This is a genomic window from Loktanella sp. M215 (assembly GCF_021735925.1).
In the GTDB taxonomy this organism is placed as follows: Bacteria; Pseudomonadota; Alphaproteobacteria; order Rhodobacterales; family Rhodobacteraceae; genus Loktanella.
In genome coordinates this window covers 3,185,450-3,212,008 of record NZ_WMEA01000001.1, presented here as the reverse complement: position 1 = coordinate 3,212,008, position 26,559 = coordinate 3,185,450, and the positions used below count along the sequence as shown (strand labels likewise).

Genomic DNA, 26,559 nt, shown 5'->3' with positions numbered 1-26,559 from the left:
GTCAATTCAGTTTGAAGTCACGCGCGCCGGCACGTGACATCTTGGACCTGCGCGATCGGTGGACCGAAGGCTGTCCGCCGTCCGGAACCGGCGACCGGTCTGCGCGTTGTTCGGACGGGTGAGGATCACCTGAATTCCCGACAAGCCGAAACCGACGCCCCGTGTGGAGCCAAGTCATGTTCGTCCTGCCGATTTTTCTGGCGGCCATCTGCATGTGCGTCGTGGTCCTGCCGGGACTGGTGACGGCGCTGTGCGGTCTGCTGATCCTGATTCAGCTTGCGGGCCTTGTCATTCGTGCGTGTGCCAATGGGCACTCGGTGGGCCTGCGATTGCAGGATGCGGCGGCGCCGCGCCCGGTCTTCACGGTCCATGTGGCGACGCACAATGAACCGCCCGCGATGGTCATGGCGACCGTGGCCGCGCTGGCCGCACAGGACTGGGACGTATCCGGGTTCGAGGTTATCGTGATCGACAACAACACCGCCGATCCCGCATTGTGGCAGCCGGTGCGCGACGCCTGTGACCGCCTTGGCCGCCCTGTCCGTTTTCTGCACCGCACCGGTGTCGTCGGCGCCAAGGCCGGTGCGTTGAATATCGCACTGGCGGAATCCCGCCCGGATGCGACGCATGTCGTGACAGTTGATGCCGATTACGTCGTCGATCCCGACTTTCTGACGCGGGCCGCTGCGGCGCTTGCCCTGACGGGCGCCGACTATGTGCAGTTTCCGCAGGCGTACAAGGGCTGTGCGGACGTTGCTTCGGGCGTCGATGCGGAACTCGCCGAATATTTCCAGACCAACGCGCGCATGGCTGATGTGGCCGAGGCGGTGCTGCTGACCGGCACGCTTTGCGTGATTTCCGCACCGGCCTTGCGGGCCGTCGGCGGCTGGTCAGGACGCACCATCACCGAGGATGCGGATCTGGGCGTGCGGCTGTGTCGGATGGGCTTTACCGGCCGGTTCATCAACCAGATCGTCGGACGCGGTTTGTTGCCACTCTCGTTGCACGATCTGGAGCGGCAGCGTCATCGCTGGGCCAGCGGCAACCTGCAGACGCTGATGGCGCATGCCCCGGCGCTTGTATCGTGGCACGGCGGCATGGGACTGCAGGGGCGCGCGGCAATCGTATCGCAACTGACGGCCTGGCTGAACCTGTCGCTGCTGCCTGCCACAGCACTTCTGTTCGGTCTCGCGACAGGACAGGGCAGCGACGCGCTGATCGTGCTGGCGGGCGTCTCGGTCTGGCTGACGCTGCTCGACATCGCCCTGCGGCTGCTGGGGCAAGGACGACCTGAAACCGCTACGCTTCGCGTCCGTGCCGCAGCAATTTGCCACCGTCTGGCATTGGTCCCCGTGGCCGCCTCCGCCACGCTGGAAGCGATCTGCGGCCGGTCCTTGCGTTTTGTCGTGACCGACAAGTCGGGTGCCGCACGGCCCGGCGGCGTCTCCTCTGCCAGCGCCATCCTGTTTGCCGCAGCAGCCCTCGCGGTGCCGCTGGCGCCGAGCCACGGCATGATTGTGACCGGTGCCGTGCTGGTGCTGCTTCTGCCCCTGCCGGCAGGCTGTGTCACGGCGCGGACCCTTGATCGTTATCGCCTGCACGTCGCCCCATCCCTGAGCGGAGCCTGACCATGACCGAACTGTCCGTCGATATCATCATCCCGACTCACAACCGCGCGCATCTGATCGACACCGCGGTCCGTGCGGCCCTCGACCAGTCATGGTGGAAGACGCACGTGACCGTGATCGACGATGGCAGCACCGACGGCACACAGGCGCGGCTGGCACGCTACTTCGATGATCCGCGATTTACCTATGTCCGGCTGGCGCAGAACGTCGGTACGGCGCAGGCCAAGAATGCGGGTCTGCTGCTGACCGGCGGCGATGCGGTGACCTTCCACGATTCCGACGATATTCCGCACCGCGACAAGGTCCTGCATCAGGTGCGCATCCTCTCCCAACCGGCCATTGGCGCGCATGAGTGTCTGAACTGGCGCATGGTCGGCCATGAACCGGGCAGCACCCTGCAGGTCGGCGCAGCCTTGGTGCAGCACGAACTTGTCCTGCCCGACGGCCGTCGCGTCGCGATCCGGCGCGACCTGTCGCTGTTCGACGACGTTTTTCCCAACATGCAGATGGGCGGGCAGGTGCCGGGGGAATGGACCCACATCAACTCTGGCCTGTTCCGGCAGGAGGTGCTGGCGCGCAACGGCGGTTTTGCGCCCTGCATTGAAGAGGACCGCGAATTCCGCAACCGCCTGATGTTCAACGGCGAGATCATCTGGATCGTGCAGGAACTTCTGCTGACCAAGATCGAGACGCCGGACAGCCTGACCCAGTCGCAGGAGACCGACTACGACAGCGCGCGGCGCAAGACCGACCGCGCGATGGTCTGGGACAAGGTGAGCCAGTGGCGGACGACGGGCCGCGTCGATCCGGTCCCCGTTGACCTGCCGGACCTCGCACTCGCCTTCGTCAGCAACCCCGCGCACCTGCGCGCCCGCGATCTGCCGATGACCGAGGCCACCCGCGCCGCCGTTGCGCGCTGCCTGCCCGGCGCCGCGATGGCGCGCCCGGTCGCGGCGGAATGACCATGCACACCCTCGCAATTGTCGATCCCTGCTGCGCGCGCGGTTACACGCCGGACGCGTTGCACGCCGGCGGTCTGGGCGGGACAGAGGCGACCGTGCTGCGCGTTGCGACAGCCTTGGCGACCGACATGACGATTCTGCACTACCAATGCGGGCGTCTGGTCACCGAGCAAACGGACGCAGGCGTCATGCATCCCTTTGAGAATGCTTTCACCCCCGGACTCGTTGCGACCATCGTGGTCATCAACGCCTGGAAGGTCGCCTGCAAACTGCGCAAGGTCCAACCTGACGCGCGGATCATCCTGTGGCTGCACATCCATCCCGGCCGGCACAACCGTCCGATGGCCCAGGCCCTTGCCGCGACCGGGGTAGAGGTCATCTGCGTCTCGGCCAGCCACGCGGCGTCCCTGCGCCGCTTCCTCGCGGATGGTCCGCCACTGGCGATTGACCACATCCACAACCCCATCGCGCCGGGACTGATGCCAGACGGGACGGCCCATGATCCGGACCGTCTGCTGTTCGCCAGTTCACCGCACAAGGGGCTGGCGCAGGTCTTCGCCCGGTTTCGTGCGGCACGCGCGGCCATCCCGTCGCTGACGCTGGCCGTGGCCGATCCCGGCTACCTTGTCTGGGAGACCGGACCGGTGCCGGAGGGCGTGACCTTTCTCGGCCCATTGCCCCACGCGGATCTGATCGCCCAGATGCGCCGGGCGCTTTGCCTCTTCTATCCTCAGACGACCTTTGCCGAGACCTTCGGCCTCGTGATGGCCGAGGCGCAGGCGGTGGGTCTGCCGGTGCTGGCACATGATACGTTGGGCGCGAACGCAGAGGTTGTCACGGACACCGGTCAACTCCTTGATGCCGGGGATGATGCCCGGATTCTGGCGCGGCTGAGGGCGTGGCGCGATGTGCGGCCTGTCGTGAGGGGCAATCCGGCCTTCGCCCTGACCGCCGTATGCGACCGCTGGCGCAAGCTTCTGGCCGCACCCGCCCGGGCGGAGATCTCTTTGGAAAAGGTGGCCTGAATGCTCATCGCGCATGACCATGCTCCCGCCACTTCTGACCCGATCGGCGCTTTGCCGGAGGCCGATCAGACCTTGGCCGTAGCCAAGGCGCTCGACGCTGCCGCTGCAGCCGAGGAGACGGGCCATACTGGTATCGGCGGGTCGCTTAAGGTTGTGCGCGCGGCAGGCTGGCTGGACGACGACGGGACGGTCAGCCCCGCCAGAACCGTGCAGCGTCTGCAGCGTGTGGCTGCGGCCAACCTGCCGGTCGGACGCCTGTGGGAAGGTCATATGAACGCGCTATACCTTGCGGGTATTCACGGTGATGCCGCAGCACAAGCCGCCGTGCGGTCCCTTGCCGCCGACGGTGCCATCCTTGGCGTCTGGGGCGCCGACGGCGCCGTGCAAGTCGCCCCGGGGCAGAACGATCGGCTGGTCGGGGACAAGACCTTTGCCTCCGGCCTCGGCACCGTCACGCATGCGATCGTCACCGTATCCTCCGGTCTCGCCGTACGCCTCGGGCTGATCGACGTGCGCGACGGAGGCCGCGCCGATGCGCAGACATGGCAGATGCTGGGGATGCGGGCCACCGCCTCTGGCCGCTTCGACACCAGTGGCATCGCGCTTCAGGACGTGATCTGGCTCGGCGCCCCCGGCGCCTACGTGACAGAGCCGCATTTCATCGGCGGCGTCTGGCGCATCGCCGCCCTGCAAGTCGGCGCAGCCCTCGGCCTGCTCGAGGCTGCCGCCGACGGTCTGCGCGCGCGTGACCGCTTGTCGGCCCCCGCACAGATGGCGCGCCTGTCCTCCGTCGCGATCAGGGCGATGGCCGCCGCGGCCCTTGTGACCCGCGCAGCCCGTGCCGCGGCGCCTGACGCGGACGGGGCGGCGCACCGCGCACCGATCCTGTCGGCGGCCGCGCGGCTGGCGACAGAGGAGGTGGCTCTCGACGCGATCCGCGCCGTGGAACAATCCGTCGGATTGGCGCATTTCGCCGACGGCGCGGTCACCGGGCGCAAGGCCCGCGACCTCTCGGTCTATTTGCGGCAGGCGGCGCGTGACGCCTTCCAGACCCGCGTGGGAGAGGCCTGTTTCAACGAGGAGAGAACCCTGTGGGACTTCATATGACCCCGGATCTGCCACGCGTTTCGGCCGAGAGCCTGACTGGCGGCGCGCCCATCGTGGTGCTCGCCCCGCATCCCGACGACGAAAGTCTCGGCTGCGGTGCCCTGCTGGCCCATGCCTTCGACAATCACGGCGCGCATGTCATCTGCATGACGGATGGCGGCGGCTCTCATCCCGGATCGACCGATTGGCCCGCCGACCGGCTGGCGGCGATGCGCTGGCAGGAGTTGTCGCATGCCATCGTGCGGCTGGGCGGGATGCCAACCGACATGACCTGGCTTGGCCATCCGGACGGTTGGCTGGGCCTGCAGGACGCGGACCGGATCGTTGCTGACATCGTGGCGGTCTGCCACGACCGCGGCGTGCAGCACCTGTTCGCCCCGGCGCCGGAGGATCATCACGAGGATCACCGCACGACCGCGTGCATTGCACAGCGGGTCGCACTTGCGATGCCGGACCTCACGCTCTTCAGCTATCCGGTCTGGAGCAGGTGGGACGATCCCGATCTTCTGGATCACGTGGCCGATCGCCATCCCGTGGCCTTGGAATCCGCCGCGTGGCGCGCACGCAAGGTCCTTGCCATCGCGGCGCATCGCACCCAGCGCGGGCTGGTGGTCGACGACGACCCGGCCGGGTTTCGTCTGCCACAGGCGTTCATCGACGCCTTCGCGACCGAACCCGAAATCTTCTGGCGGGCCGCCTGATGTCGTCGGTCCTTGACCATCTGGAAACGCTCTACGCCGACACCGACGACCCGTGGCATTTCGCGACCAGCCCCTATGAGCAGGCCAAGTTCAGGGCCACGCGCAAGGCCCTGACGCGCGACCGCTACCGGTCCGCATTAGAGATCGGCTGCGGCAACGGCGCACTGGCACGGCATCTCGCGCCTCTGTGCGACACCTATACCGGTATCGATGCGATAGAACGGGCCGTGATCGCGGCACGCAGGGACGTCCCGCATGCGCGGTTTCTGCAGGAAGTCTATCCCTGTGCCTTGCCCGTCGCGGCACCTGACCTGATCGTGCTGTCTGAGGTTCTTTATTTCCTGACGCCACAGACGATTGCCCGACTGGCCTGCGACCTTGTGGCAATCGCCCCCGGGGCAGAGATCCTATGCGTGACCTATCTTGGCGAGACGGCGCAGGCCTTGCAGGGCGTTGATGCACTGGCGGCGTTTCATGCTGTCTTGCCGCTGCGGCGGATCGTCGATACGGGCACCTATCGGATCGACCGTGGCGTCGTTGGGCGCGCTGCACCGTGACACCTGATCGCGATGTCAGGACCGTCGTCGTCATACCCGCGCGCAATGAGGCGGCGCGCATCGGCGCCTGCCTGACGGCGCTGGCGCAACAGCAGGCGCTGGATATGGCCGTCGTGCTGGTGGCCAACAATTGCAACGACGGGACAGAAACCATCGCCCGCGCCTGCGCCGCATCCACAGGACTCCGACTGGAGGTCCTCAGTGCGACCCTCGGGTCCGGCGCAGGAGTCGGTACGGCGCGGCGGATGGGCTGCGATCATGCCTTGCGCATTTGGCCCGATGCGGACGCGGTGCTGTCCACCGATGCCGACTGCTTGACCGGCGCGGACTGGATCGCCCGAAACCGGCACCATCTGGCGCGTGTCGCGGCGGTCTGCGGACGGGTCGCGCCCATGGCAGAGGAGCTTTTCGTGCTGGAGGACATGGATGTGTCCCTTGCTGAGATGGAGGGCCTTTATGAGGCGCTCGTCACAGCGTTCTACCGCCTTCATCGGCCCGGCCCCTTGGGTCTTGATGGCGATCATGGACATGCGGCTGGCGCCAGTCTGGCGGTGCATCGCACCGTCTATCAAGCGGTTGGCGGATTTGCAGATTTGGTCACCGGCGAGGACCGCGATCTTGTGCGTCGCCTGAAAGCCACGGGACACGATGTGTTTCACGCCGGCGATGTGATCGTCAGAGCATCGTGTCGACTGGACGGTCGGGCACAGGATGGCATGTCAGCGGCCTTGCGGGCCCGGGCCGATCAAACCGACTATCTGATCGACGACGCGCTACCACCTGCGCAGAACCTGATCGCAGCGGTCGATCGCGGGATGCTTGGACCATGGCCCCTGTTGGTGGCCCCGCAGAACCGGCTCCGCGCGCGCGACTTGGCACCGCACATCGCAATCCTCGAGGAAGCGATGCGCAATTTGTGAAACTGAGACGTAAACGGGAAAACTGATGTCGTCCTGCTTTGCCGATCCAGATGGGTCCTGCGCAGCCCCGATGAGCGTCTCGCTCTAAACAATGTGCAGCATTTCGCTGCGTGTTCTTACGGAAAGCAGACATGAAAAGACCCTGCGCCGACACTGAACTGGCTGACTTCATCGCGAAGCGCGTGCTCCAAATGAAACCGGAAAGCCAGATCGATATGGCACGGGAAGCAGCTGTCCCGAACCCGAACGTCGTGTCGATGCTGACGACCGGCGCGGCGAAAGTGCCGCTCGACCGGGTTTTGTGCTGACGACTGTCTTGAATTTCGACCCGCGCCGTCTGTTTCACTTTGCGATGCAGCAGCAAGGCTACGGCAGATACCCGAAGGTTTTCCCGTCAGCTTACGCTCTCGCCGCACGCGTCATGTTATGGTAATGTATTCTGACCCTCGTTCTGGGACCTATCAATCGGGTCGAGGCTGCGAGGTCAGCATGGCTCACCTTCCCCGAACCAAGGAGGGCTTGATGAGCAATCTGTATTGGCTGAGCGAGGCTTAGAGGGAGCGGCTTGCCGAGCAGTCGTCCGACCGCTGACTGGCTCTTGGGAGACCTTGGACATGGCGCGGACTTGTGCCGCGAAGCCCTTGTCGACAGGAAGATAACGCATTTCATCCAATGTCGAAAGTCACGCGACAAGATCGTCAAATACGACACGCGCCGCTATTGGAAGCGCAGCCGGATCGACATCATGTGCGGGCGCCTGAAAGACCGGCGGCGCGTGGCGACCCGCTGCGACCGAGACCCAAAGGTCTTTCCATCAACCATCGCGCTCGCCGCGACCGTGATCTCTGGTTATGCGTTCAGAGCCTTGTCCGCCTCGGTTGGCGGGGCGGATGCCATCTCGGTGATGGCTTGAAATTCTGCCAGAAACTCCGGTCGATGCTGCATCAGGTAGCGGACGATCCTGGCGTTCCCAAGAAGCTTTGCCAGATACCCTTTGATGACGGTCAGTTGAAGGTGGTCCTGGCCGTAGGAATCCTGAATCGAGGTGATCCCCTCCTGCAGCCGGGCCAATTCGTGCTCCTGCAGGCCATGGCCACGTTGTTGATCCCCTTCATCTTCTTGGGTTTCATGGTGTCTACCAGCTGCGCCTCGGGCGTTCCCGCCAGAATTGCAGAGATGTACGCTTGCGAGTAATTGTTCGCGTTCATCATCAACTCTGCCGCCTCGATCTGGCGCATGGCTTTCATCATGCGCAGGACTTCGAACACGGCCGTCGCACAGTGTTTGTCTTTCAGGATGCTGAAGGCCTCTTCACAGATCCCGTCCAGCAACTTGGCCTTGCGCACAATGCTGCGCGGATTGAGGTCCAGCGCCAGGGCGATCTTTTCCTTGGAGACACCGCGCTCGATGGCCTTGCGGATCATCTTGTGCTCTTGGATGGGCGCAAGGCGACTGATCCGCTTGTTGTAGGTGAAGGCCTCGTCATCCGCGGACATCAGACATTCGACCCGTTCGATGCCGAGATCCTTCAGCACCGCGATCCGGATATGCCCATCCAGCAGCATATAGGTGTCTTCCGCACCCGGGGATCGCGTGACCACCGGCGGCTCGACCAGACCAACCTCCTTGATCGACGCGGTGATCTGGCGGTACTTGCGGCTCGATTTGACCGACGCGTTGAGGGCGCGCACGGGCAGGACGGCCTCTGCCGGCACGGTGACGCAATCGCTTTCAAAACCGAGCGTGACCGCGTCCGGTGTCTTGCGCTTGCCCCGGTTCATTCTGCCGCTCCCGCATCCAGTGATTGCCCAAGATAGGTGGGCAGCGTATCCAGCCCCCCCGCGCGCAAGAGCGTCAGGAATTGGTCATCGCCCTTCAGCGCGCGAAACGCTTCCACAACGAACATCAGGCGGCCCTGCGTCAGTTCGGCCTTCTTGATCATCACCTTCTGGCGTTCAGCTTCCTGCTGATAGGCACGCACAAGCGCGTCGCTGGTCAGGAGGCGCTTGGTGCCGTCGCTTCTGCCGTAGCGGTTGCGATGAAGGTGCGGACCCTGTGCATCGCGCTGCTGGATAAGGCGGCGCACGGCGGCCAGTTTCTTGCCGCGCAGCTCTTTCTGGGTATAGGCGTCCATCAAAGCGCGCTGTCCGCCCTCGGCATCTGTCTTTAAAATGTCGATGGCGAGGTTCAGCGGCAGAAGACCGGTTTCCACAGCCGAGACCAGCCGTTCTTCCCCGCGCTTCAGCAGCCCCGCGATCATGCCGACATAGTCTGGCGTGACGCCGATCTTGTTTGCGATCTGGCGATCATTGTAGCCGCGTTTGCGCAGATTGTTGATCTCGCGCATCAGGTCTACGGGCGCGTGCTGCCGTCGCGCACAGTTCTCCACGAGGCTTATGACGAGGCAGTCGCTCTCGTCGGCGTCGATAATAATGGCCGGTATGGCATCCTGCTGAAGCGCCATGAACGCCTCAAGCCGCCCTTGTCCACAGACGAGGTCATATTCGATAGGGTCGGTTCGCGCACGCTGCGCCAAGGCGATTGGTCGCTTCAGACCGATCTTCGCGATGTTCTTGACCATTTCCTCAAAAGTGCGCCGGTTGCGCACACGGGGGTTGAGGATGCGAATTCGGTCGGTGGGGATAAGCGTGACGTGTTTCTGGGCAATGTCTTGGTCGTCGTCGGGCATCAGGCGGCCTCCCTGATCCGGCCCCGGCCCGCGAGCGCATAAAAATAATCGAGCGTGTCGAAGCGGTAGGCGTCCAGCGACAGCCCGTTCCGCTCGCCCAGCCTCAGCCTGGCCATGGTCATGTCGATGCGCGGCAGCAGGTAATAATCGCATGGGCCGCTGTTCAATTCGTCCATCCGCGCGGCAATCGTGCTGTCGGGCATGAGGCCCGTGTCGAGACGGATGCGCCATCGCAGGGAACCGCCCTGCGTCTTGACACACCGGGCGAGGACCACCGACGCAGTGAACTCGTCATTGATGCAGATCAGGTCCGTTTCCGGATCTTGCCTTGCCAGGCCGCCGCGTTCGCCGATACCGTCACGGATCTGGGCTACGATGTCGGGGTGGGCCCGCCGGAAGGCCCGATTGATCTCGACGTAGCGATAAACGCGCTCCGGCTCGTAGCCGATCATCTGGTAGGCGCGCAGCTGGCTGCCGAAGCGGCTCCGGAAGGCGCTGGACGACGGCAGGTTGTCCTGTTCATCGATGATCAGTCCCGACAGCACGCCTTTGTGTTTCAATACGGCGCGCAGGGCTTCGAGCAATTCGGCTTCCGTGAAATGTTTCCTGCGCGCGTCGACGATTGCGCGCGCGCGCAGGAACAGCACCTCGTCCACAATGGCGGGGTAGGCGCCTTCTGCACGGATCCACATGTCGCGTGGGTTCACCACTCGCTTGTGCTTCAGCTTGAAGGACACCTTGTTGTAGACGTTGTTGCCGATGTATTCTTCGTTGGTCAGGACCTGATGAACGGACGTCCGGGACCGTGGCCGCTCAAGATCGGTCAGATGCCCGTCGGAATTCAGGGTTTCCGCAATCTCACGCTCCGAGCGGCCATCCTCGACGAACATTCGGTACATGCGGCGCACGCCATCCTGTTCCTGATCAGGGCTTGGACCGAGGACGACCCGGTCGGTCTGAAGGCTCTTTTGCTCGCTGCGGGACAACGCGCCCTTCGGGTTGCCGTGTTCGTCGATCAGCACCCGGCGCAGGCCGTATCCGGCCGCACCGCCTTGGCGTTACCCCATCTCAATCAGGCGGCTTTGCCCCGTGAAGACCTTTACCGAAAGCTCGCGGCTGTGTTCACCCGCTATCACCCGCTTGATGGTCTTCAGCAGGTTGGATCCGATGCTGCCGTCGTTTTCGAACTGCTCGCCGCAATAGTGGACCCGGATCCCGGCACGAGAGCAGACATGCTCGTGGTAGGCCCCATCATCAACATCCTGAAACCGGCCCCAGCGGCTGACGTCATAGACCAGAATGGCCTTGAAATCCGCTTGCCCGGTTTGGACCTCGGCCATCAGGTTCGGCAGCGCCTCGCGGCCGTCCAATCGCAACCCGGACCGACCGGAGTCCTCGAACACGCGCAGGATCTGCAAACCCCGGGCGGTGGCGTAATTCCGAATGATGTCGAGCTGGTTCTCGGTCGAGTACTTCTGGTGATCGGTCGACATCCGCACATCGGCGACGGCCGGCACATCCGTTTCAGGCGGCTCGTCGCTCTTGTCGGAATGGGCCGCCCATCGACCAGTCACATGCGTATCTCCCCATATTTCCGGGCAAATCCATCGCTTGCGTCGGAATCAACGGTTGAATTCTTCGCATCCATGTAAAGCGAGGGAGTGCGGAATGTCGTTTCCGAAAGAGGGCAAGTTCTTTCCAAAAGAAACCGCATATAACGGGAAAGGCGGTCATCAGACGAACGGATGCTTTGTCAATGAAATTGCATCGCCGTTACAACGGTCGCTCGACGACAGTCGGGCGGGTGTAAAGACCCTGTCGGCTTGGACGGGTGCCAACGAGAAGACGGTGACGAACTGGCTTTCGGGCACCTACGGGGTCCGAGCGGCGCGCACCTGATTGCGCTGTCGCGGCATTCTGACGAGGTGCTGGCTACCTTCCAACCGCTGCCGCGAAGATTTTTAGCAGAATCAACAAGTTCGTTTCATCTTCATGCCACATTTTGCCGCCACGTCTGCGGCAACATCTTCGAGAGTTCCTCAACCGACTGACGCGGCAGCACAACATCTGATCGACAGAGGACAGAGCAGTGGGACGTGAAATACGAAACGTATCGCAACCTTGCACCTTGACCGGTGAGGGCGACTTCATGTGTCAGCTGAAGGATTTTGCAGACGCCACGATCCAATCGATTACGCAACGAGTCGTCACCTACACGGCTGCGTTGGTCTTGGCCGGCTTTTACTACAGCGTCCAGCTTGCGATGGCCAATGCTGTCTTGGTGATCGTGTCAGAGATTTATGATTATTCCGTCTTGCGCAGAATAGTCCGGTGGGATGGCAAAGGTGCCAAGACTGCCAGATCGCTTTATATCCAGCTCATGGTTGCGACTGTGATCAGTGCGATCAACATTATCTTCTATGCTATCGGTATTGCGCTGATCCAGGGGCCGGGATCGCACTTCATATCTCTTTTCTTTCTGTTTTCAGCCGCCATTTTTGCCGCCATGAGCAATCATCAGGTCATGTCCGTCCTGGTCCTGAGGCTGACGGCCTACGGACTCGCGTTCGTGTTTATTCCTGTATATGACGTCTACACGACCGGGGCCGGTATTCACTCCGAGCTGTGGGCGCAGCTTTTCGCATCGTTTTTCGTGCTGTATTTCGTTGTGGATTGTTCTCGGATCCACCGCGCCCTTTATCGCCAGTCCAAGCTTCAACTGGATGAATTGCGAGATCAGCAGAAAACGACAACCGATGCGCTCCGGATCAAGACGGATTTCCTCTCAACCATGAGTCACGAGCTGCGCACGCCACTGACATCCATCCGCGGCAGCATCGATATCATCGGCTCTGGCCATTTTGGCGAACTGCCGGATCGGATCAGATCCGTGGTGAGTATTGCACAGCGAAATTGTGGTATCCTGATTACGCTTATCAATGATATTCTCGATTTGCAGAAAATCGAGTTCGGGAATATGAATTACAACATGGAAAAACTGGATATCGTCGATCTGATCAATCATTCGATATCTGTCAATGCGCCCTATGCCGATCAACTGGGTGTCACGCTGGATTTCGATGGCAAATCCAAGCCAGTGTTTGTTCATGGCGATTTTCAGAGGCTGTCACAGGTCCTATCGAACATTCTGTCGAATGCAGCCAAGTTTTCACCGCGCGACAGCACGGTCAAGATCACGGTCTTCGAACATGTGGGACGGATCCGAATTTCTGTCCGCGACACTGGTATCGGGCTCGAGGAATCGGAGGCGCCGAAGGTCTTTGATCGCTTCAGTCAGATCGACGCCTCGGAATCCCGGAATTTCAGCGGTACCGGGTTAGGCATGAATATCTCTCGTCGCATTATGGAAGCGCATGACGGGCTGATCGGTTATACAAAGAACAGCGGCCCCGGAACGACGTTTTTCGTGGAACTGGACAAGGCGCGTCAATCCGAAGTCCTGCCGCCATCACTTCAGATCGATGATCTGAGTGCATCGCGTCTCAATCACTTCACCGCCCGGTCCGCTGCACGCCAGGTGAAAGACACCGCCAGCTAAGACGATGGGCGCGGCAGGTCCTGGACCGACGGACCGGACTGCCGTGTGGCGCGCGGACCGGGGCGCAAATCCCCCGGCGCCTCTGGCCGTCGTCCGTGCAGTCTTATCCGCTTTCACATGCCCGGCAGACGCAGTAGGCAGCGCAATCATTCATATCTGGGGCAGGTCATGGCGCAAAAGGCCACCATCTACAAAGTCGAACTGTCCGTCTCGGACATGGATCGACACTATTACGAGACCCACAAGCTGACCGTTGCCAGACATCCGTCTGAGACGGACGAGCGGCTGATGGTGCGCCTCGTCGCCTTTGCCCTGAATGCCCACGAGCATCTGGAAATGACGAAGGGCCTATCGACGGACGACGAGCCGGACATCTGGCAGAAAAGCCTGAGCGGCGAGCTTGATGTCTGGGTGGCTTTGGGGCTGCCCAGCGAGAAGGTCGTGCGTCAATCCTGCGGCAAGGCCGGCAAGGTCATCATCTATCCCTACGGCGGCCGGACGGCGGACGTCTGGTGGGACAAGATCAAGAACAGCACAACGCGTTTCGACAACCTGCAGGTCTTCAATCTCTCCGAGACGGATACGGGCGAACTGGCCAAGTTGGCCAGCCGCGCGATGAAGCTGCAGGTCAACATTCAGGACGGCGAAGTCATGGTCAGCGTCGGCGATCACATCGTTTATGTGCATCCGGTCGCATGGAAAACCGCCGCCTGATCACTGGCTTCCGCCCGCAGGTCTGACTGTGCGACGCTGGCGTGCGTCGGCCAGCGGCTGTGCGACCGGACGGCCTGCCACATGCAGCCCGATTGCCCGTGACCAGCGCCGACCGCCCCGCAGTCATCCCCAAAGCTGACGCGATGACCGTCATCTGATAATCCTATTGCCCCGTTTTGCCCCGGGCGGCTACACGGTGGCAAACACGTAGCAAGGACGAAAGGCGCCGCGATGCAAGAGGCAGCGAAGGACTGGATCGGTCGGACCCGCACCATGACGGATGTCATCACGCCGCGCCTTCTGGCGGAATTCCGCGTCATGCTGGGGGACCGCTGCGGCCCGGGCGAACTCCCTGCCGGATTCATGTGGTGCCTCGCGCCGGACATCCATGACGCTCAGGAGCTGGGCCGCGACGGGCACCCGCGGCTGGGCCTTTTCCTGCCGGACCTGTCCTTGCCGCGCCGCATGTGGGCGGGTGGAGAGGTGCGTTACAGTGCCCCGTTCGCACTGCACGACACGGTCACGCGGACCTCGACGATCACGGACGTAACCTTCAAACAGGGGCGCAGCGGCGATCTGGGCTTCGTCGCAGTCGAACATGTCTACGATAGCGTCCGCGGCCCCTGCGTGTCGGAACGCCATGACATTGTCTATCGGTCCGATCCCGATCCGGACCGGCCCGCTGCGACGCCACCTGCGGGCGATGCTTGGGCCGCTCTTCACGCTTGGCGTGTGACGCCCGATACGGTCATGCTGTTTCGTTATTCCGCGATGACCTTCAACGGCCACCGCGTCCATTACGACCTGCCTTACGCTCAGGATATCGAGGGCTATCCCGGTCTGGTGGTGCATGGCCCGATGCAGGCGACATGGCTGCAAAATCTCGCCGCCAGCATCTTCGGCGCGCATCCCGGCGTCTTTCGCTACCGCGGCCTGTCGCCGCTGTTTGTCGGCCAGCCCGTCACGATCGAGGCGATCGACAGCGAGGCCGGGCTGGACCTGCGCGTGCGCCGCGATGCCGACGGTGTCGTCACGATGCAGGCCAGCGCCGAACGCGGCTGACAGCGCCGCATCAGGACATGAGCCATCGCAATAATCTATGCCTCTTAAAGGCAATACCTATTTGGACAGCGCGCGTCCCCATGCCAGATAGGGCAGACACGCAACGCGCGGGAGGATTCCGATGACCGATGATCTAAAAGGGCTGCTGGTGGTCTCGCTCGAACAGGCTGTGGCCGCGCCCTATCTGTCGGGTCGTCTGGCCGAGGCCGGGGCCCGCGTCATCAAGATCGAACGTGCGGAGGGCGATTTCGCCCGCAATTATGACCACCTCGTCCATGGCGAAAGCGCCTATTTCGTCTGGCTGAACCGCGGCAAGGAATCCGTCGTGCTGGACCTGCGGCAGGACGCGGACAAGGCGGTGATGGAGGCGATGCTGGCGCAGGCCGACGTCTTCATCCAGAACCTCGCGCCCGGTGCGATCACGCGGCTCGGCTTCGATCCCGCCCGCCTGCGCGCGATGAACGACCGGCTGATCACCGTCTCGATCTCGGGCTATGGCGAGGAGGGGGCCTTTGCCGACCGCAAGGCCTATGACCTGCTGGTACAGGCCGAAAGTGGTCTGTCCGCGATTACCGGCAACGCCGAAGGATCCGCCCGCGTCGGCGTTTCGGTCTGCGACATCGCCTGCGGGATGACGGCGCATCAGGCGGTGCTGCAGGCGCTTTATGCGCGCCACACCACCGGCAAGGGGCGGCATATCGCGGTCAGCCTGTTCCACGCGCTGACCGACTGGATGAACGTGCCCTACCTGCAATTCGCCTATGGCGGCAAATCGCCAGACCGCAATGGCCTCAGCCATCCGACCATCGCGCCCTATGGTGCCTTTGCCTGTCAGGACGGGAAACAGGTGCTGTTCTCGATCCAGAACGAGCGGGAATGGGCGCGGTTCTGCGCCGCCCTTCTGGGCGATGCCGCCCTCGCCACCGATCCGCGCTTCATCAGCAACTCTGACCGGGTCGCCAACCGCGCGGCGCTGGATACTCTGATCGAGAACGCCTTCCGGTCCGACGACCGCGACACCATCGCCGACCGGCTGGAGGCGGCCGGCATCGCCAACGGGCGCGTCAACAGCATGGACGATCTGGCCCACCATCCCCAGAACCGCTTTGTCGAGGTCGATACCCCGACCGGCCCCGTCCGCCTGCTGGCGCCCGGTGCCGTCATCGACGGCCAGACGCCAGACTTCGGTCCGGTGCCCGCGCTGGATGCCCACGGCGACCGGGTGCGGGCAGAGTTCGGACCGGACTGATGCGAACCCGGCGCCGACTGTACGGCGTTTCCATGCCGCACTGCGCGGCGCGCTTTTGACCATGATGCTGCGGCAGGCTGTCTGGGTCCACCGGACCTGACAGACACCGCGACCCACCGACCCAAGGACAGGACCGACTGACATGCCCGACCTCGAAAACCACGACGACATCCGCGACGGCGTTGCCCGCCTCTGCGCCGATTTTCCGGACAGCTACTGGCGCGCGCTCGACGCCGACCGCGCCTATCCCACGGCCTTCGTCAAGGCCCTGACTGACGCGGGCTACCTTTCGGCCCTGATCCCCGAGGAATACGGTGGCTCTGGCCTGCCGCTCTCTGCCGCCGCCGTCATTCTGGAAGAAATCCACCGTCAGGGCGGCAATGCGGGCGCCTGCCACGCGCAAATGTACACGATGGGCACTCTGCTGCGGCATGGGTCAGAGGCGCAAAAGCAGCAATACCTGCCGCAGATCGCCGACGGCAGCCTGCGCCTGCAATCCTTCGGCGTGACGGAACCCACCAGCGGCACCGACACCAGCGCGCTGCGCACGACGGCCGTGCTGGACGGTGACGATTACGTGGTGAACGGGCAGAAGATCTGGATTTCACGCTCGGAACATTCCGACCTGATGATCCTGCTGTGCCGCACCACGCCGCTCGACAAGGTGGAAAAACGCACGCAGGGGTTGTCTGTCCTGCTGGTGGACATGCGCGACGCCAAGGAAAACGGCCTAACGATCCGCCCGATCCGCACGATGATGAACCACGCTACGACAGAGCTTTTCTTCGATAACGTCCGGGTGCCCGCCAAGAACCTGATCGGTGAAGAGGGCAAGGGCTTTCGCTATATCCTGTCCGGGATGAACGCCGAACGTATCCTGATCGCGGCGGAATGCATTGGCGACGCCAAGTGGTTCATCCAACGCGCCACTGCCTATGCGAACGACCGCGTCGTCTTTGGCCGCCCGATTGGTCAGAACCAGGGCATCCAGTTCCCCATCGCCAAGGCCTATGCCCGGATGCGCGCGGCAGAACTGATGCTGCACGAGGCGATCGCCATGTATCAGGCCGACAAGAACCCCGGCGCCGAGGCGAACATGGCCAAGATGCTGGCCGCTGAGGCCAGCTGGGAGGCGGCAGAGGCCTGCGTCCAGACGCACGGCGGCTTCGGCTTTGCCGAGGAATACGATGTGGAGCGCAAGTTCCGTGAGACCCGGCTTTATCAGGTGGCGCCGATCTCGACCAATCTGATCCTGTCGTATCTGGCCGAACACGTCCTTGGCATGCCGCGGAGCTATTGAATGACCGTCACTGAAACCCTCGCCCAGTGGGCCGCAGCACTGGTCGACCTGCCGGACACCATGCGGGCCTCTGTCCTGTCCTCGGTCTTTGATTGGGCCAGCGTCGGCCTTGCGGGCCGGGGCGAGCCTGTCGCCCAGCGCACCCGCGCTGCGGTGCTGGAGGAGGGCGGTGCAGGGCAGGCGGGTCTGTTCGGCGGTGGCAGCAGCAATGCGCGGTCTGCCGCGCTCGTGAATGGTGCCACCAGCCACGCGCTCGACTATGACGACACGCATTTTCTGCACATCGGCCACCCCAGTGTGGCAGTGACACCCGCAGCACTCGCAGTTGCGCAGTGGAAGGATGCTTCTGGCGCGGCCTTTATTGACGCGCTGGCGCTGGGGCTGGAGGCGTCGTGCCGGATCGGCGACTGGCTGGGCCGCGCGCATTACGAGGCTGGGTTTCACCAGACCGGCACCGCCGGGGCGTTCGGCGCGACCGTGGCAGCGGGGCGCCTGCTGGGGCTGGACGCCGGGCAGATGACCCACGCGCTGGCCCTGACCGCCACCCGCGCCGCCGGCCTGAAAAGCCAGTTCGGCACCATGGGCAAGCCGCTGAACGCGGGCTTCGCGGCAGAGGTCGGCGTGACCTGCGCTATGCTCGCGGCACAGGGGGTCGAATCCACCCCGGACGCCATCGCCGGCCCGCAGGGGTTCGGCCCCACCCACGCCGGCATGGCGCGCGATCAGGCGCTGGACGGGCTGGGGCAGACATGGGTCTTTCCTGACGTGTCCTACAAGTTCCACGCCTGCTGTCACGGCTTGCACGCCATGCTGGAAGCCGCGGGCCGCCTGCGGAACGCCGTCACAGCCGACGCGATCCAGTCCATCACGATCCACACGCATCCCCGCTGGCTGGCGGTCTGCAACCAGCCATCACCCGAGATGGGCCTCGGTGCAAAGTTCAGCTATCGCCTGACCGCCGCGATGGCCTTTGCCGGCGTCGATACGGCGGCACTGGATAGCTACACCGATGCTATGACCAGCCGCGCCGATCTGGTCGCCCTGCGCAACAAGGTCACCGTCATCGGCGACCCCGCACTAACCGACATGCAGACGCGTGTCAGCGTGACCACCGCAGAGGGCACGCAGGATGCCTTTCACGACCTGATGGCGACCGGACCTGCCGAGGCAGTGCGCCAGCGCCTGCAGGACAAGTCAGCGTCCCTGCTGGGAACGGACGTCTCGGGTCCGCTGTGGCAGGCGGTGGCGGGTTTAAGGGACGCGTCGCACACCAAGGCGTTGACCGACATCCTCTTTGCCTGACGATTGATGCGATTCTTGGCCGGACGACGGGATCGGCGACTCAGTCCTTGGATGATGCACCCGGCGCGAAAGTGCCTTAAACCTTGCGCAGCGCGCCGGTTTGGGCCGTGACGCCGGGGGGCAGCAAATGGACATCCGTCAGCTGAAATATTTCGTCGCCATCGCCGAGGCGGGATCGCTGTCGCTGGCCGCCCGCCAGTTGCGTATCGCGCAGCCGTCCCTGTCGCAGCATCTGGCGAACATGGAACGCGAACTGGGTGTACGGCTGCTCGCCCGCTCGCCGCGCGGATCGACCCTGACCGCCGAGGGGCACGTGCTGCTGCGCCACGCCACGGCGATCTGCGCCAGCCTGAACGACTGCCTGGCCGAGATGCGCGACCTGTCCGAAGACGTCGCAGGCAGCGTCCGCTTCGGCATGCCGCCTTCCGTCTCAATGGTCATGTCGGTGCCATTGGCGGAAACCGTCCGCCTTGAACTGCCCGATGTCCGCCTGCGGGTCAGTGAGGCGATGAGCGGCTTCATCAAGACCTGGGTCGACGACGGCACGGTCGAGATCGGGTTCCTCTACGATCTGACGGGTGTCGCGCATTTCGAGATCACCCATGTGCTGAACGAGCGTCTCTTCTTCTTTTCCGCCCCCGATAACTGGCCGCTCGAAACGCCGCCCGGCACGCCGGTGCCGCTGCGGGAGCTGGCGGGCATCGAACTGGTCCTGCCGGGCCAGCCCCACGGCCTGCGCCGGATCGTCGAGGCGGCGGCGGCGCAGGCCGGTGTCCGGCTGAACGTCGTGACCGAGCTTGATGCGATGACGCAGATCAAGGAACTGGTGGCGCGCGGGTCGGGCTGTTCGATCTTCGCACCCGCGGCCTGCCACGATGTCGTGCAGGCCGGGCGCATGATCAAGACACCGATCATCGACCCGGTGATCTCGCGCCCCGTCTACCTTGTGCGGAACCGGGCCGTCGCACAAAGCCGGGCCTGCGCTGCGGTCGCGCGGATGACGCTGAAGGTCGCCGCTGAAATGGTCCGCCGCGACATCTGGGAAGGCGATCTGGTCTGGACGGACAGCTAGGCTTCCCGACGTTCGCCGCTTATGTGTCGGGCGTAGACGGGTGCTGCGGCTCTCTGACCGCCTGCATCGGCGCGGCCGTCTTGCGGTTGTCATCGGTTGCTTGCGCGGTCTAGGATTGGCCAACCACGTCAGAGAGGCTGTTTTGCGAACCGTCATGACGCCGATCGGTGCCGCGTTCGTCCTGTGCTATGCCGCCGTCTGGTGTGGGCTGTGGGCCGCAACCCGTGCCGATGGCCTGGCGCTTGCGTTGGCTGCGGTGCTCGCGGTGCCGTGCATCTGGCTTAGCCTGCAGGATCTGGCGGATTTCACGATCCCCGACGCAGCCACGCTGGTCGTGGCGGTGACCGGTCTGACGGCGCAGTGGCTGTTCCACCCCGCAACCCTCGGCGTGACGGTGGTCATTGCCGCGCTGGTCACGGCGGTCTTCTGGGGGGCCGGCGCGCTGCACTACCGCATGCGCGGGCAAGAGGGGCTTGGCATCGGGGATGCGAAACTGCTGGGGGCAGGGGTGCTCTGCGTCGGCCCCTTTGCCATCTGGTGGGTCGTACTGATCGCGGCGCTGGGGGGCATCGTCCTCGCGGTCATCGACCGGATCCGCAGGCCGGGTGCGCAGGGCGGCATCCCCTTCGGCCCGTTTCTGGCCTTCGCCATTTACGTCGTCTTCGTGTTTCAGATGGCCATAGCCTAGTTCAGTGACAGGAGGGGCACGGTCTGCGCCGGGTCATGCAACCGGTCGCGAAACGTGCGGGGCACGGTCCGAAGCGGCAACCTTCAGCCTGTGCCTCGCAGCCATGTCTGGGCGACGGAACCGCCGTGCCGACTCTGGCCACCCGGTCGCGCCAGTATGCTGGTAACAGGCTGAGTCGCTCCTACGGCCCGGCGCCCGTCGGCCGGATCACGCCAGGGCGGCATCCGATACGATCACCCCATCGCGATCCGCGTAGATCCATTGGCCCGCCCTGATTGTCACGCCGCCAAGGGACAGCGCCTCTCCGACCAGTGACGGCTGGGGCGTCCAGCCCCGGCGCGGCGTCGCGGCAAGGGCCATGACACCCAGCGGCAAGGCCCCGATCCCGAGGGAGTCGCGGATCGCGCCCCAGATCACCACCCCGCGCCAGCCGTTCGCGACGCCCTTGGCGGCAAGGCGATCACCCATGACGCCCGTATCCGTGATGCCACCGGCATCGACGATCAGGATGCGACCCAGCCCCGGTTCCTCCAGCTGAGACAGAACGGGCGTGTGGTCGCGGTGGACCCGCAGGGTCTGGCAGGGGCCGAAAAACGCCTCGACCCCGCCGAAGGCACGCAGCGGCAGGTCGATAACGCCGACGGCGGCGTGGTGCAGGTCGTAAAGGTCCGCGGTCACGATCGCAGGCTGAGGGGGCAGGGTCATGATGTCAGGTCATCCACCTTGGCCGTCAGGTCCGCGATATAGGGCGCGGTGTCGAGGCCACGACCGGTGGCGCGGACCAGCGTCTCTTCGGGGGTGGAGGAGCGGCCATGGGACCAGACATTGTCGCGCATGTCGTCGAACAGCGGTTTGTAGTCGCCCTGCGCCAGACCATCCGTCACGCCGGTACGGTCCTGTGCCGCGGCAAACAGCTGCGAGGACATGACGTTGCCCAGCGTGTAGGTCGGGAACGACCCGACGTAGCCGTGGCTCCAATGGACATCCTGCAACACGCCGCGCGTGTCGTCGGGGACGTCGATGTCCAGCGTCTCGCGCATCTTGGCGTTCCAGACATGGGGCAGGTCGGCGGTGGCGATGGCGCCGGTCATCAGGTCCGCCTCAATCTCGGAGCGCAGGATGATGTGCATGTCATAGGTCAACTCGTCCGCCTCGACCCGGATGAAGTCGGGCCGCACGCGGTTCACGGCGCGCCAGTATTCATCTTGGCTCACGTCCGACAACTGATCCGGAAAATGCGCCTGCAGGTCGTCGAAGTGCAGCGCCCAGAACTGCCGCGACCGCCCGACCCGGTTTTCCCACATGCGCGACTGCGCCTCGTGCATCCCGAAACTGGCGCCGCCGACCGCATAAAGGTTCACCAGATCGCTTGTGAAGATGCTGCGCGTATGTTCTGGCGCCACGTTCTGTTCGTACATGCCGTGCCCCGCCTCGTGCCACAGCGCGAAGGTGCCGCCGGGCAGCCAATCCTCGCGGAACCGCGAGGTGATGCGCACGTCGCCGCGGGTGAAGGAAATCTCGAACGGATGCGCCGTGTCGTCCAGACGGCCCCGGTTCAGATCATAGCCCATCTTTTCCGCCATCTTCAGGCCAAAGGCCTTCTGCTGCGGGATCGGAAAGGCGCGCGTCATGAAGTCGTGGCGCGGCTGTTTCGCAGCAGCGGCGCGCTGAATCAGCGGGACCAGGGCCGCTTTCAGCTCGCCATAGATGCCCTGAAGCCGTGCATGGGTCATGCCCGGTTCGAACTGACCCACCATCGCGTCATAGGGGTGATCGCCGCCGATCGCGTCGGCGATGCGGCGTTGCAGTTTCATCATCTTGTCCAAGGTCGGCGCATAGGCGGCGAAGTCATTGGCCTGACGCGCCGCGACCCAGGCAGAATGGGCGCGCGACGACAGCGCCGCCTTTTCCTGCGTGACTTCGGCCGGGATGCGTTTCAGGATCTCGATGTCCCGGACGGCCAGCGCCACGGCGCGGGCTTTCAGATCAGATCCATCACCGACCTCGTCCTGTGCCGCCTTCAGCGTGTCCGACATCGCATCCGATGTGGCCATCTCGCGCGCCAGCATCGTCAGGGTGGACACCTGTTCGGCCCGCGCATCGACGCCGCCTGCGGGCATCATCGTGCGGCTGTCCCAGGCGAGGACGTTCAGCGCGCACAGCACATCATTGATCCGCGCGATGCGGTGTTGGAAATCGGCGTAACTCATGGAAGCTCCGGGTCATCGAGGTGGCAGGCGGCGACATGGCCGGGCCCGCGGGGGGTCAGGTGCGGCACGTCCGACCGGCAACGGTCGAAAGCGTGGGGGCAGCGGGTGTGAAACAGGCAGCCGGTCGGCAGGTTGATCGGGCTGGGCAATTCGCCCTTGGCCGCCACGCGGCGCGTGCGGCGGGTCGGATCGACCTCTGGGGCCGCCGCCAGCAGGGCCTGCGTGTAGGGGTGCTTTGGCGCCTTGAACAGCGCTTCGGTCGGTGCGACCTCCACCACCTTGCCCAGATACATGACTGCGACACGGTGAGAGATATGGCGCACAAGCCGCAGGTCGTGCGCGACGAACACCACCGTCAGCGACAGCCGGTCCTGCAATTCCAGCAACAGGTTCACCACCTGCGCCTGCACAGAGACGTCGAGGGCCGAGACCAGTTCGTCGGCCACCAGCACCTCGGGTTCCACAGCCAGCGCCCGCGCGATCCCGATGCGTTGCCTCTGGCCTCCGGAAAAGGCGTGCGGCAACCGGTCGGCGGCGTCCTGCGGCAGGCGGACGAGGTCCAGCAGCTCTGCGATGCGCGCGTCGATCTGGTCCGCGGGGCGCATGTTGTGGACGCGCAGCGCCTCTGACAGGATCTGGCGGACGGTCATGCGGGGGTTCAGGGACGAATAGGGGTCCTGAAAGATCATCTGGACCTTTGCGTTGAACGCCCGCCGGTCGGACCCGGACAGGGTGGCGATATCGGTGCCGTCATAGACCACCCGCCCGCCGTCGCAGTCGTGCAGCCGCACGAGGCAGCGCGCCAGCGTGGACTTGCCGCAGCCGCTCTCGCCCACGATGCCCAGCGTCTCGCCGCGTTTCACGTCAAGGCTGACGCCGTTCAGCGCGTGGACGGCCTTGACCGGGGCGCCCTTGATGACATCCAGCAAAGAGCGCGAGAAGGCAAAGTCCTTGGACACGTTCTCGGCGGACAGCAAGGCGTCAGACATGGGACAGGGCCTTCTTCACGGGCGATCCGGCGGCAATGACCGCGGCGCTGTTGTGGCAGGCGGCGCGGTGGCCTTCGCCGGCCAGGTGCGGCCGGGTCTTGCAGCACACCTCCGTCGCAAAATCGCAGCGGGGGTTGAAGGCGCAGCCCTGCGGGATCGCGGTCAAGCCCGGTGGCGTGCCGTCGATGGACAGGAGCATGCTGCGTTCCGTCCCGGCCTGCGGGATCGAGCCGAGCAAGCCGCGCGTATAGGCGTGGCGCGGCTGGGCGAAGACCTCTCGCACATCGCCTTCCTCCACGATCCGGCCCGCGTACATCACGGCCATGCGGTCGCAGGTGGCGGCCACGACGCCAAGGTCGTGGGTTACCAGAACGACGCTCATCGCCAACTCGTCCCGCAAATCAAGGATCAGGTTCAGGATCTGGTCCTGAATGGTCACGTCCAGCGCCGTCGTCGGTTCGTCCGCCAGCAAAAGCTTGGGGTCAGAGGCGAGGGCGATGGCGATCATCACCCGCTGGCGCATCCCGCCCGAAAACTGGTGCGGGAATTCGTCCAGCCGCCGGGCGGCGTCGGGGATGCCGACAAGGTCCATTAGCTCTTTCGCGCGGGCATTGCGGCCTTTGCGGTCAAGGTCAGTGTGCGCGCGCAGGTTTTCCTCGATCTGCACGCGGACCGGCAGGACGGGGTTCAGCGCCGTCATCGGTTCCTGAAAGATCATCGAGATCTGGCCGCCCCGCACGGCCCGCAGATCGGTGTCGTTCATGTGCACGATGTCACGGCCGTGCCACAGCACAGAGCCGCCGACATAGCCGCCCACAGGCAGCAGCCGCAAAAGCGACCGCAGGGTGACGGACTTGCCGGACCCGCTTTCGCCGACCAGCCCAAGCACCTCGCCAGGCATGACGTCGAAGGAGACCTCGTTCACGGCCCGCAACGCGCTTGCCCCTTGTCCGAAGGTCGCCGTCAGGTCGCGCACGCTCAGGATCGGATCGGTCATTTGCGCCCCCGCAGGATTTCGGCCAGCCCGTCGCCCAGCAGCGAAAACCCTAGGCCGGTGATGACGATGGCGATGCCGGGAAACACGGAAATCCACCACGCTGTCGCCATGAAGTTCTTGCCATCCGCGATCTGCACGCCCCATTCGGCTGCTGGCGGCTGCGCGCCCAAGCCCAGATACCCCAGCGATGACCCCAGCAGGATCGCCAGCGCCATGTCGGTCATCCAGTAGACGACGGCGGGGGTGATCGCGTTGGGCAGCAGATGGCGGAACACGATCCGCGTGTGTGTATAGCCCATCGCGCGTCCCGCATCGGCGTAGTCGAGGCGCTTCTGCACCTTCACCTCTGCCGCGATGATGCGGGCATAGAACACCCAGCCCACGACGCCGATGGCGATATACATGTTGATCAGCCCCGGCCCCAGCACCGACACGATGGCGATGACCAGCACGAGGAAGGGAAAGGTGATGACCGCATCGACGACGCGGCCAAAGATGCTCTCGGTCACGCCGCCGACGTAGCCGACGATGGCCCCGACGATGGTGCCAAAGATGAACGGAAACAGCGTCGCAAACAGTGCGATCTGCATGTCGATGGTATAGGCATGGATCACCCGGCTCAGCACGTCGCGGCCAAAGTTATCGGTGCCGAAGGGATGTGCCGCACTCGGCGGCGCCAACAAGTTCACGTAGTCCATCAACAACGGATCGTAAGGTGCGAAGACCGCAGGAAAAGTCGCGATGACCACCGAGGTGAGCAGGATCGCCGCGCCGAACAGAAAGGCACGCGGCAGGCGGCGCAGGCGGGACATGGGAACGACGGTCATTTCGTCACCCGCGGGTCAAGCCAGGCTTGCAGGATGTCGGTCAGCAGGAAGGTGACCGACACCAGCACCGCAAGTGCGATCGTCAGCCCCTGCACGACCGGGTAGTCGCGGCCATAGATGCTGTCGACCATCAGGCGGCCGGCACCGGGGACGGCAAAGACCGTCTCGGTGATGACGGCTCCGCCCAGCAGGGTGCCGATCGACAGGCCGAACAGCGCCAGCGTTGAAATCAGCGCGTTGCGCAGGATGTGGCGGAACAGGATCAGGTTGGACCGCAGCCCCTTGGCCCGGGCAAAGGTCACGTATTCCGCGTCCACAACCCCGATAATCGCCGACCGCAGGTTGCGCATCAGGATGGCGCTCAGCGACAGGGCAAGCGTCACGGCGGGCAGGAACAGGTGATAGATGTGGTCAAGAAATCCGTCTCCGTAACCGCCCACGGGGAACCAGCGCAGCTTGGCCCCGAAGACGGTCAGCAGGATCAGGCCGACGTAAAAAACTGGCATCGACAGGCCGACCTGAAACGCACCGCGGATGGCGCTGTCGGGCAGGCGGTCCCGCTTGAGCGCCGCGACGAAGGCCAGCGGCACAGCAAAGACGATGGCAATCACCGCTGCCATGAACGTCAGCAGCATCGTGATCGGCAGCCGGTCCCGGATCAGTTGGGTCACGGGGATCTTCATCGCGATGGAATTGCCGAGGTTGCCGGTGAAGACCTGTTTGGCGAAGGCCACGAACTGCACCGGCAGCGACCGGTCAAGGCCCAGTTCCCGGTTGATCCTCTCTACATCCGCGTCGAGCGCCCGGTCGCCCAGAACGGCACTCGCGGGATCGCCGGGCAGAAGCCGCACCAGCACGAAGACGACGATCAGGATGAAGATCAGCGTCGGCACGAGTTGCAGCAGGCGACGGCCAAGAAACGCGGTCATCGACATCAGGAGGCCTTTGATGGGGGGAGGGTCAGTCGGGAGGTGCGGGGGCGGATGCCGCCCCCGCAGGTC

At 64.3% G+C, this 26,559-nt stretch carries 24 protein-coding genes and 3 pseudogenes; 18 read left to right on the top strand and 9 right to left on the bottom strand.

Annotated features, from left to right (window positions below; translation table 11 throughout):
* Positions 1 to 176 precede the first annotated feature (176 nt).
* The 9 genes and pseudogenes from GLR48_RS15930 to GLR48_RS15890 form a co-directional block, all read left to right on the top strand.
* Complete coding sequence (locus GLR48_RS15930; protein WP_237062882.1) at positions 177 to 1,628, top strand: glycosyltransferase family 2 protein; 1,452 nt, start codon at positions 177 to 179, stop codon at positions 1,626 to 1,628.
* 2 nt (positions 1,629 to 1,630) lie between these two features.
* Positions 1,631 to 2,590 carry a glycosyltransferase family 2 protein gene (locus GLR48_RS15925; RefSeq protein WP_237062880.1) on the top strand — a complete coding sequence of 320 codons (960 nt, stop codon included), beginning with the start codon at positions 1,631 to 1,633 and terminating at the stop codon, positions 2,588 to 2,590.
* Between the two features lie 2 nt (positions 2,591 to 2,592).
* Positions 2,593 to 3,615, top strand: a complete 1,023-nt coding sequence (locus GLR48_RS15920) for a glycosyltransferase (protein ID WP_237062878.1) — start codon at positions 2,593 to 2,595, stop codon at positions 3,613 to 3,615.
* On the top strand, positions 3,616 to 4,722 hold the full coding sequence (locus GLR48_RS15915) for an acyl-CoA dehydrogenase (RefSeq protein WP_237062875.1): 1,107 nt from the start codon (positions 3,616 to 3,618) through the stop codon (positions 4,720 to 4,722).
* Entirely contained in the window at positions 4,719 to 5,423 is a 705-nt protein-coding gene (locus tag GLR48_RS15910) for a PIG-L deacetylase family protein (RefSeq protein ID WP_237062873.1), read from the top strand. The genes GLR48_RS15915 and GLR48_RS15910 overlap by 4 nt, the downstream gene beginning before the upstream one ends.
* A complete protein-coding gene (locus GLR48_RS15905; RefSeq protein WP_237062871.1) occupies positions 5,423 to 5,980 on the top strand; it encodes an SAM-dependent methyltransferase in 558 nt (185 codons plus the stop codon). The genes GLR48_RS15910 and GLR48_RS15905 overlap by 1 nt, the downstream gene beginning before the upstream one ends.
* The gene (locus GLR48_RS15900) at positions 5,977 to 6,900 is read left to right on the top strand and encodes a glycosyltransferase (RefSeq protein WP_237062869.1); all 924 of its coding nucleotides are present in this window, start codon (positions 5,977 to 5,979) and stop codon (positions 6,898 to 6,900) included. Before GLR48_RS15905 ends, GLR48_RS15900 begins: the two co-directional genes overlap by 4 nt.
* Positions 6,901 to 7,031: 131 nt before the next feature.
* A complete protein-coding gene (locus GLR48_RS15895; protein ID WP_237062867.1) occupies positions 7,032 to 7,208 on the top strand; it encodes a hypothetical protein in 177 nt (58 codons plus the stop codon).
* A 257-nt stretch (positions 7,209 to 7,465) separates the two neighbouring features.
* Positions 7,466 to 7,744, top strand: a pseudogene (locus GLR48_RS15890) (IS5/IS1182 family transposase); the annotation flags it as partial.
* 5 nt (positions 7,745 to 7,749) lie between these two features.
* On the opposite strand, the pseudogene GLR48_RS26075 reads toward GLR48_RS15890, so the two are convergent.
* The 3 genes and pseudogenes from GLR48_RS26075 to GLR48_RS15875 form a co-directional block, all read right to left on the bottom strand.
* Positions 7,750 to 8,324, bottom strand: a pseudogene (locus GLR48_RS26075) (plasmid partitioning protein RepB C-terminal domain-containing protein).
* A gap of 353 nt (positions 8,325 to 8,677) precedes the next feature.
* On the bottom strand, positions 8,678 to 9,589 hold the full coding sequence (locus tag GLR48_RS15880) for a plasmid partitioning protein RepB C-terminal domain-containing protein (RefSeq protein ID WP_237062865.1): 912 nt from the start codon (positions 9,587 to 9,589) through the stop codon (positions 8,678 to 8,680).
* Positions 9,589 to 11,082 (bottom strand): annotated as a pseudogene (locus tag GLR48_RS15875) (recombinase family protein). Before GLR48_RS15875 ends, GLR48_RS15880 begins: the two are co-directional and overlap by 1 nt.
* Positions 11,083 to 11,257: 175 nt before the next feature.
* Between GLR48_RS15875 and GLR48_RS15870 the strand changes: the two are divergent.
* The 9 genes from GLR48_RS15870 (at position 11,258) to GLR48_RS15830 (ending at position 20,535) form a co-directional block, all read left to right on the top strand.
* Positions 11,258 to 11,488 carry a hypothetical protein gene (locus GLR48_RS15870; protein ID WP_237062863.1) on the top strand — a complete coding sequence of 77 codons (231 nt, stop codon included), beginning with the start codon at positions 11,258 to 11,260 and terminating at the stop codon, positions 11,486 to 11,488.
* A 190-nt stretch (positions 11,489 to 11,678) separates the two neighbouring features.
* Positions 11,679 to 13,148 carry a sensor histidine kinase gene (locus GLR48_RS15865; protein WP_237062861.1) on the top strand — a complete coding sequence of 490 codons (1,470 nt, stop codon included), beginning with the start codon at positions 11,679 to 11,681 and terminating at the stop codon, positions 13,146 to 13,148.
* Positions 13,149 to 13,316: 168 nt separating this feature from the next.
* The gene (locus GLR48_RS15860; RefSeq protein WP_237062859.1) at positions 13,317 to 13,862 is read left to right on the top strand and encodes a YaeQ family protein; all 546 of its coding nucleotides are present in this window, start codon (positions 13,317 to 13,319) and stop codon (positions 13,860 to 13,862) included.
* A 231-nt stretch (positions 13,863 to 14,093) separates the two neighbouring features.
* Positions 14,094 to 14,924 carry an FAS1-like dehydratase domain-containing protein gene (locus GLR48_RS15855; RefSeq protein WP_237062857.1) on the top strand — a complete coding sequence of 277 codons (831 nt, stop codon included), beginning with the start codon at positions 14,094 to 14,096 and terminating at the stop codon, positions 14,922 to 14,924.
* Positions 14,925 to 15,045: 121 nt separating this feature from the next.
* Complete coding sequence (locus GLR48_RS15850; RefSeq protein ID WP_237062855.1) at positions 15,046 to 16,173, top strand: CaiB/BaiF CoA transferase family protein; 1,128 nt, start codon at positions 15,046 to 15,048, stop codon at positions 16,171 to 16,173.
* Positions 16,174 to 16,315: 142 nt separating this feature from the next.
* Positions 16,316 to 17,473: an acyl-CoA dehydrogenase family protein gene (locus GLR48_RS15845; protein WP_237062854.1), complete on the top strand. Its 1,158-nt coding sequence runs from the start codon at positions 16,316 to 16,318 to the stop codon at positions 17,471 to 17,473.
* The gene (locus GLR48_RS15840) at positions 17,474 to 18,775 is read left to right on the top strand and encodes an MmgE/PrpD family protein (RefSeq protein ID WP_237062853.1); all 1,302 of its coding nucleotides are present in this window, start codon (positions 17,474 to 17,476) and stop codon (positions 18,773 to 18,775) included.
* Positions 18,776 to 18,902: 127 nt separating this feature from the next.
* The gene (locus GLR48_RS15835; RefSeq protein WP_237062852.1) at positions 18,903 to 19,847 is read left to right on the top strand and encodes a LysR family transcriptional regulator; all 945 of its coding nucleotides are present in this window, start codon (positions 18,903 to 18,905) and stop codon (positions 19,845 to 19,847) included.
* Positions 19,848 to 19,989: 142 nt separating this feature from the next.
* A complete protein-coding gene (locus GLR48_RS15830; RefSeq protein WP_237062851.1) occupies positions 19,990 to 20,535 on the top strand; it encodes a prepilin peptidase in 546 nt (181 codons plus the stop codon).
* A 207-nt stretch (positions 20,536 to 20,742) separates the two neighbouring features.
* Here the strand turns inward: GLR48_RS15830 and rraA are convergent, their stop codons facing one another.
* Genes rraA through GLR48_RS15800 form a run of 6 tightly spaced genes read right to left on the bottom strand, consistent with a single transcriptional unit; the run spans position 20,743 to position 26,493 of the window.
* On the bottom strand, positions 20,743 to 21,240 hold the full coding sequence (gene rraA / locus GLR48_RS15825) for a ribonuclease E activity regulator RraA (protein ID WP_237062850.1): 498 nt from the start codon (positions 21,238 to 21,240) through the stop codon (positions 20,743 to 20,745).
* On the bottom strand, positions 21,237 to 22,745 hold the full coding sequence (locus GLR48_RS15820; protein ID WP_237062849.1) for a carboxypeptidase M32: 1,509 nt from the start codon (positions 22,743 to 22,745) through the stop codon (positions 21,237 to 21,239). The genes rraA and GLR48_RS15820 overlap by 4 nt, the downstream gene beginning before the upstream one ends.
* On the bottom strand, positions 22,742 to 23,734 hold the full coding sequence (locus tag GLR48_RS15815) for an ABC transporter ATP-binding protein (RefSeq protein ID WP_237062848.1): 993 nt from the start codon (positions 23,732 to 23,734) through the stop codon (positions 22,742 to 22,744). Before GLR48_RS15815 ends, GLR48_RS15820 begins: the two co-directional genes overlap by 4 nt.
* Positions 23,727 to 24,731: an ABC transporter ATP-binding protein gene (locus tag GLR48_RS15810; protein WP_237062847.1), complete on the bottom strand. Its 1,005-nt coding sequence runs from the start codon at positions 24,729 to 24,731 to the stop codon at positions 23,727 to 23,729. The genes GLR48_RS15815 and GLR48_RS15810 overlap by 8 nt, the downstream gene beginning before the upstream one ends.
* Positions 24,728 to 25,558: an ABC transporter permease gene (locus GLR48_RS15805; protein WP_237062846.1), complete on the bottom strand. Its 831-nt coding sequence runs from the start codon at positions 25,556 to 25,558 to the stop codon at positions 24,728 to 24,730. The genes GLR48_RS15810 and GLR48_RS15805 overlap by 4 nt, the downstream gene beginning before the upstream one ends.
* Positions 25,555 to 26,493, bottom strand: coding sequence for an ABC transporter permease (locus tag GLR48_RS15800; RefSeq protein WP_237062845.1), 939 nt, complete (start codon positions 26,491 to 26,493; stop codon positions 25,555 to 25,557). The genes GLR48_RS15805 and GLR48_RS15800 overlap by 4 nt, the downstream gene beginning before the upstream one ends.
* Positions 26,494 to 26,559: the final 66 nt, after the last annotated feature.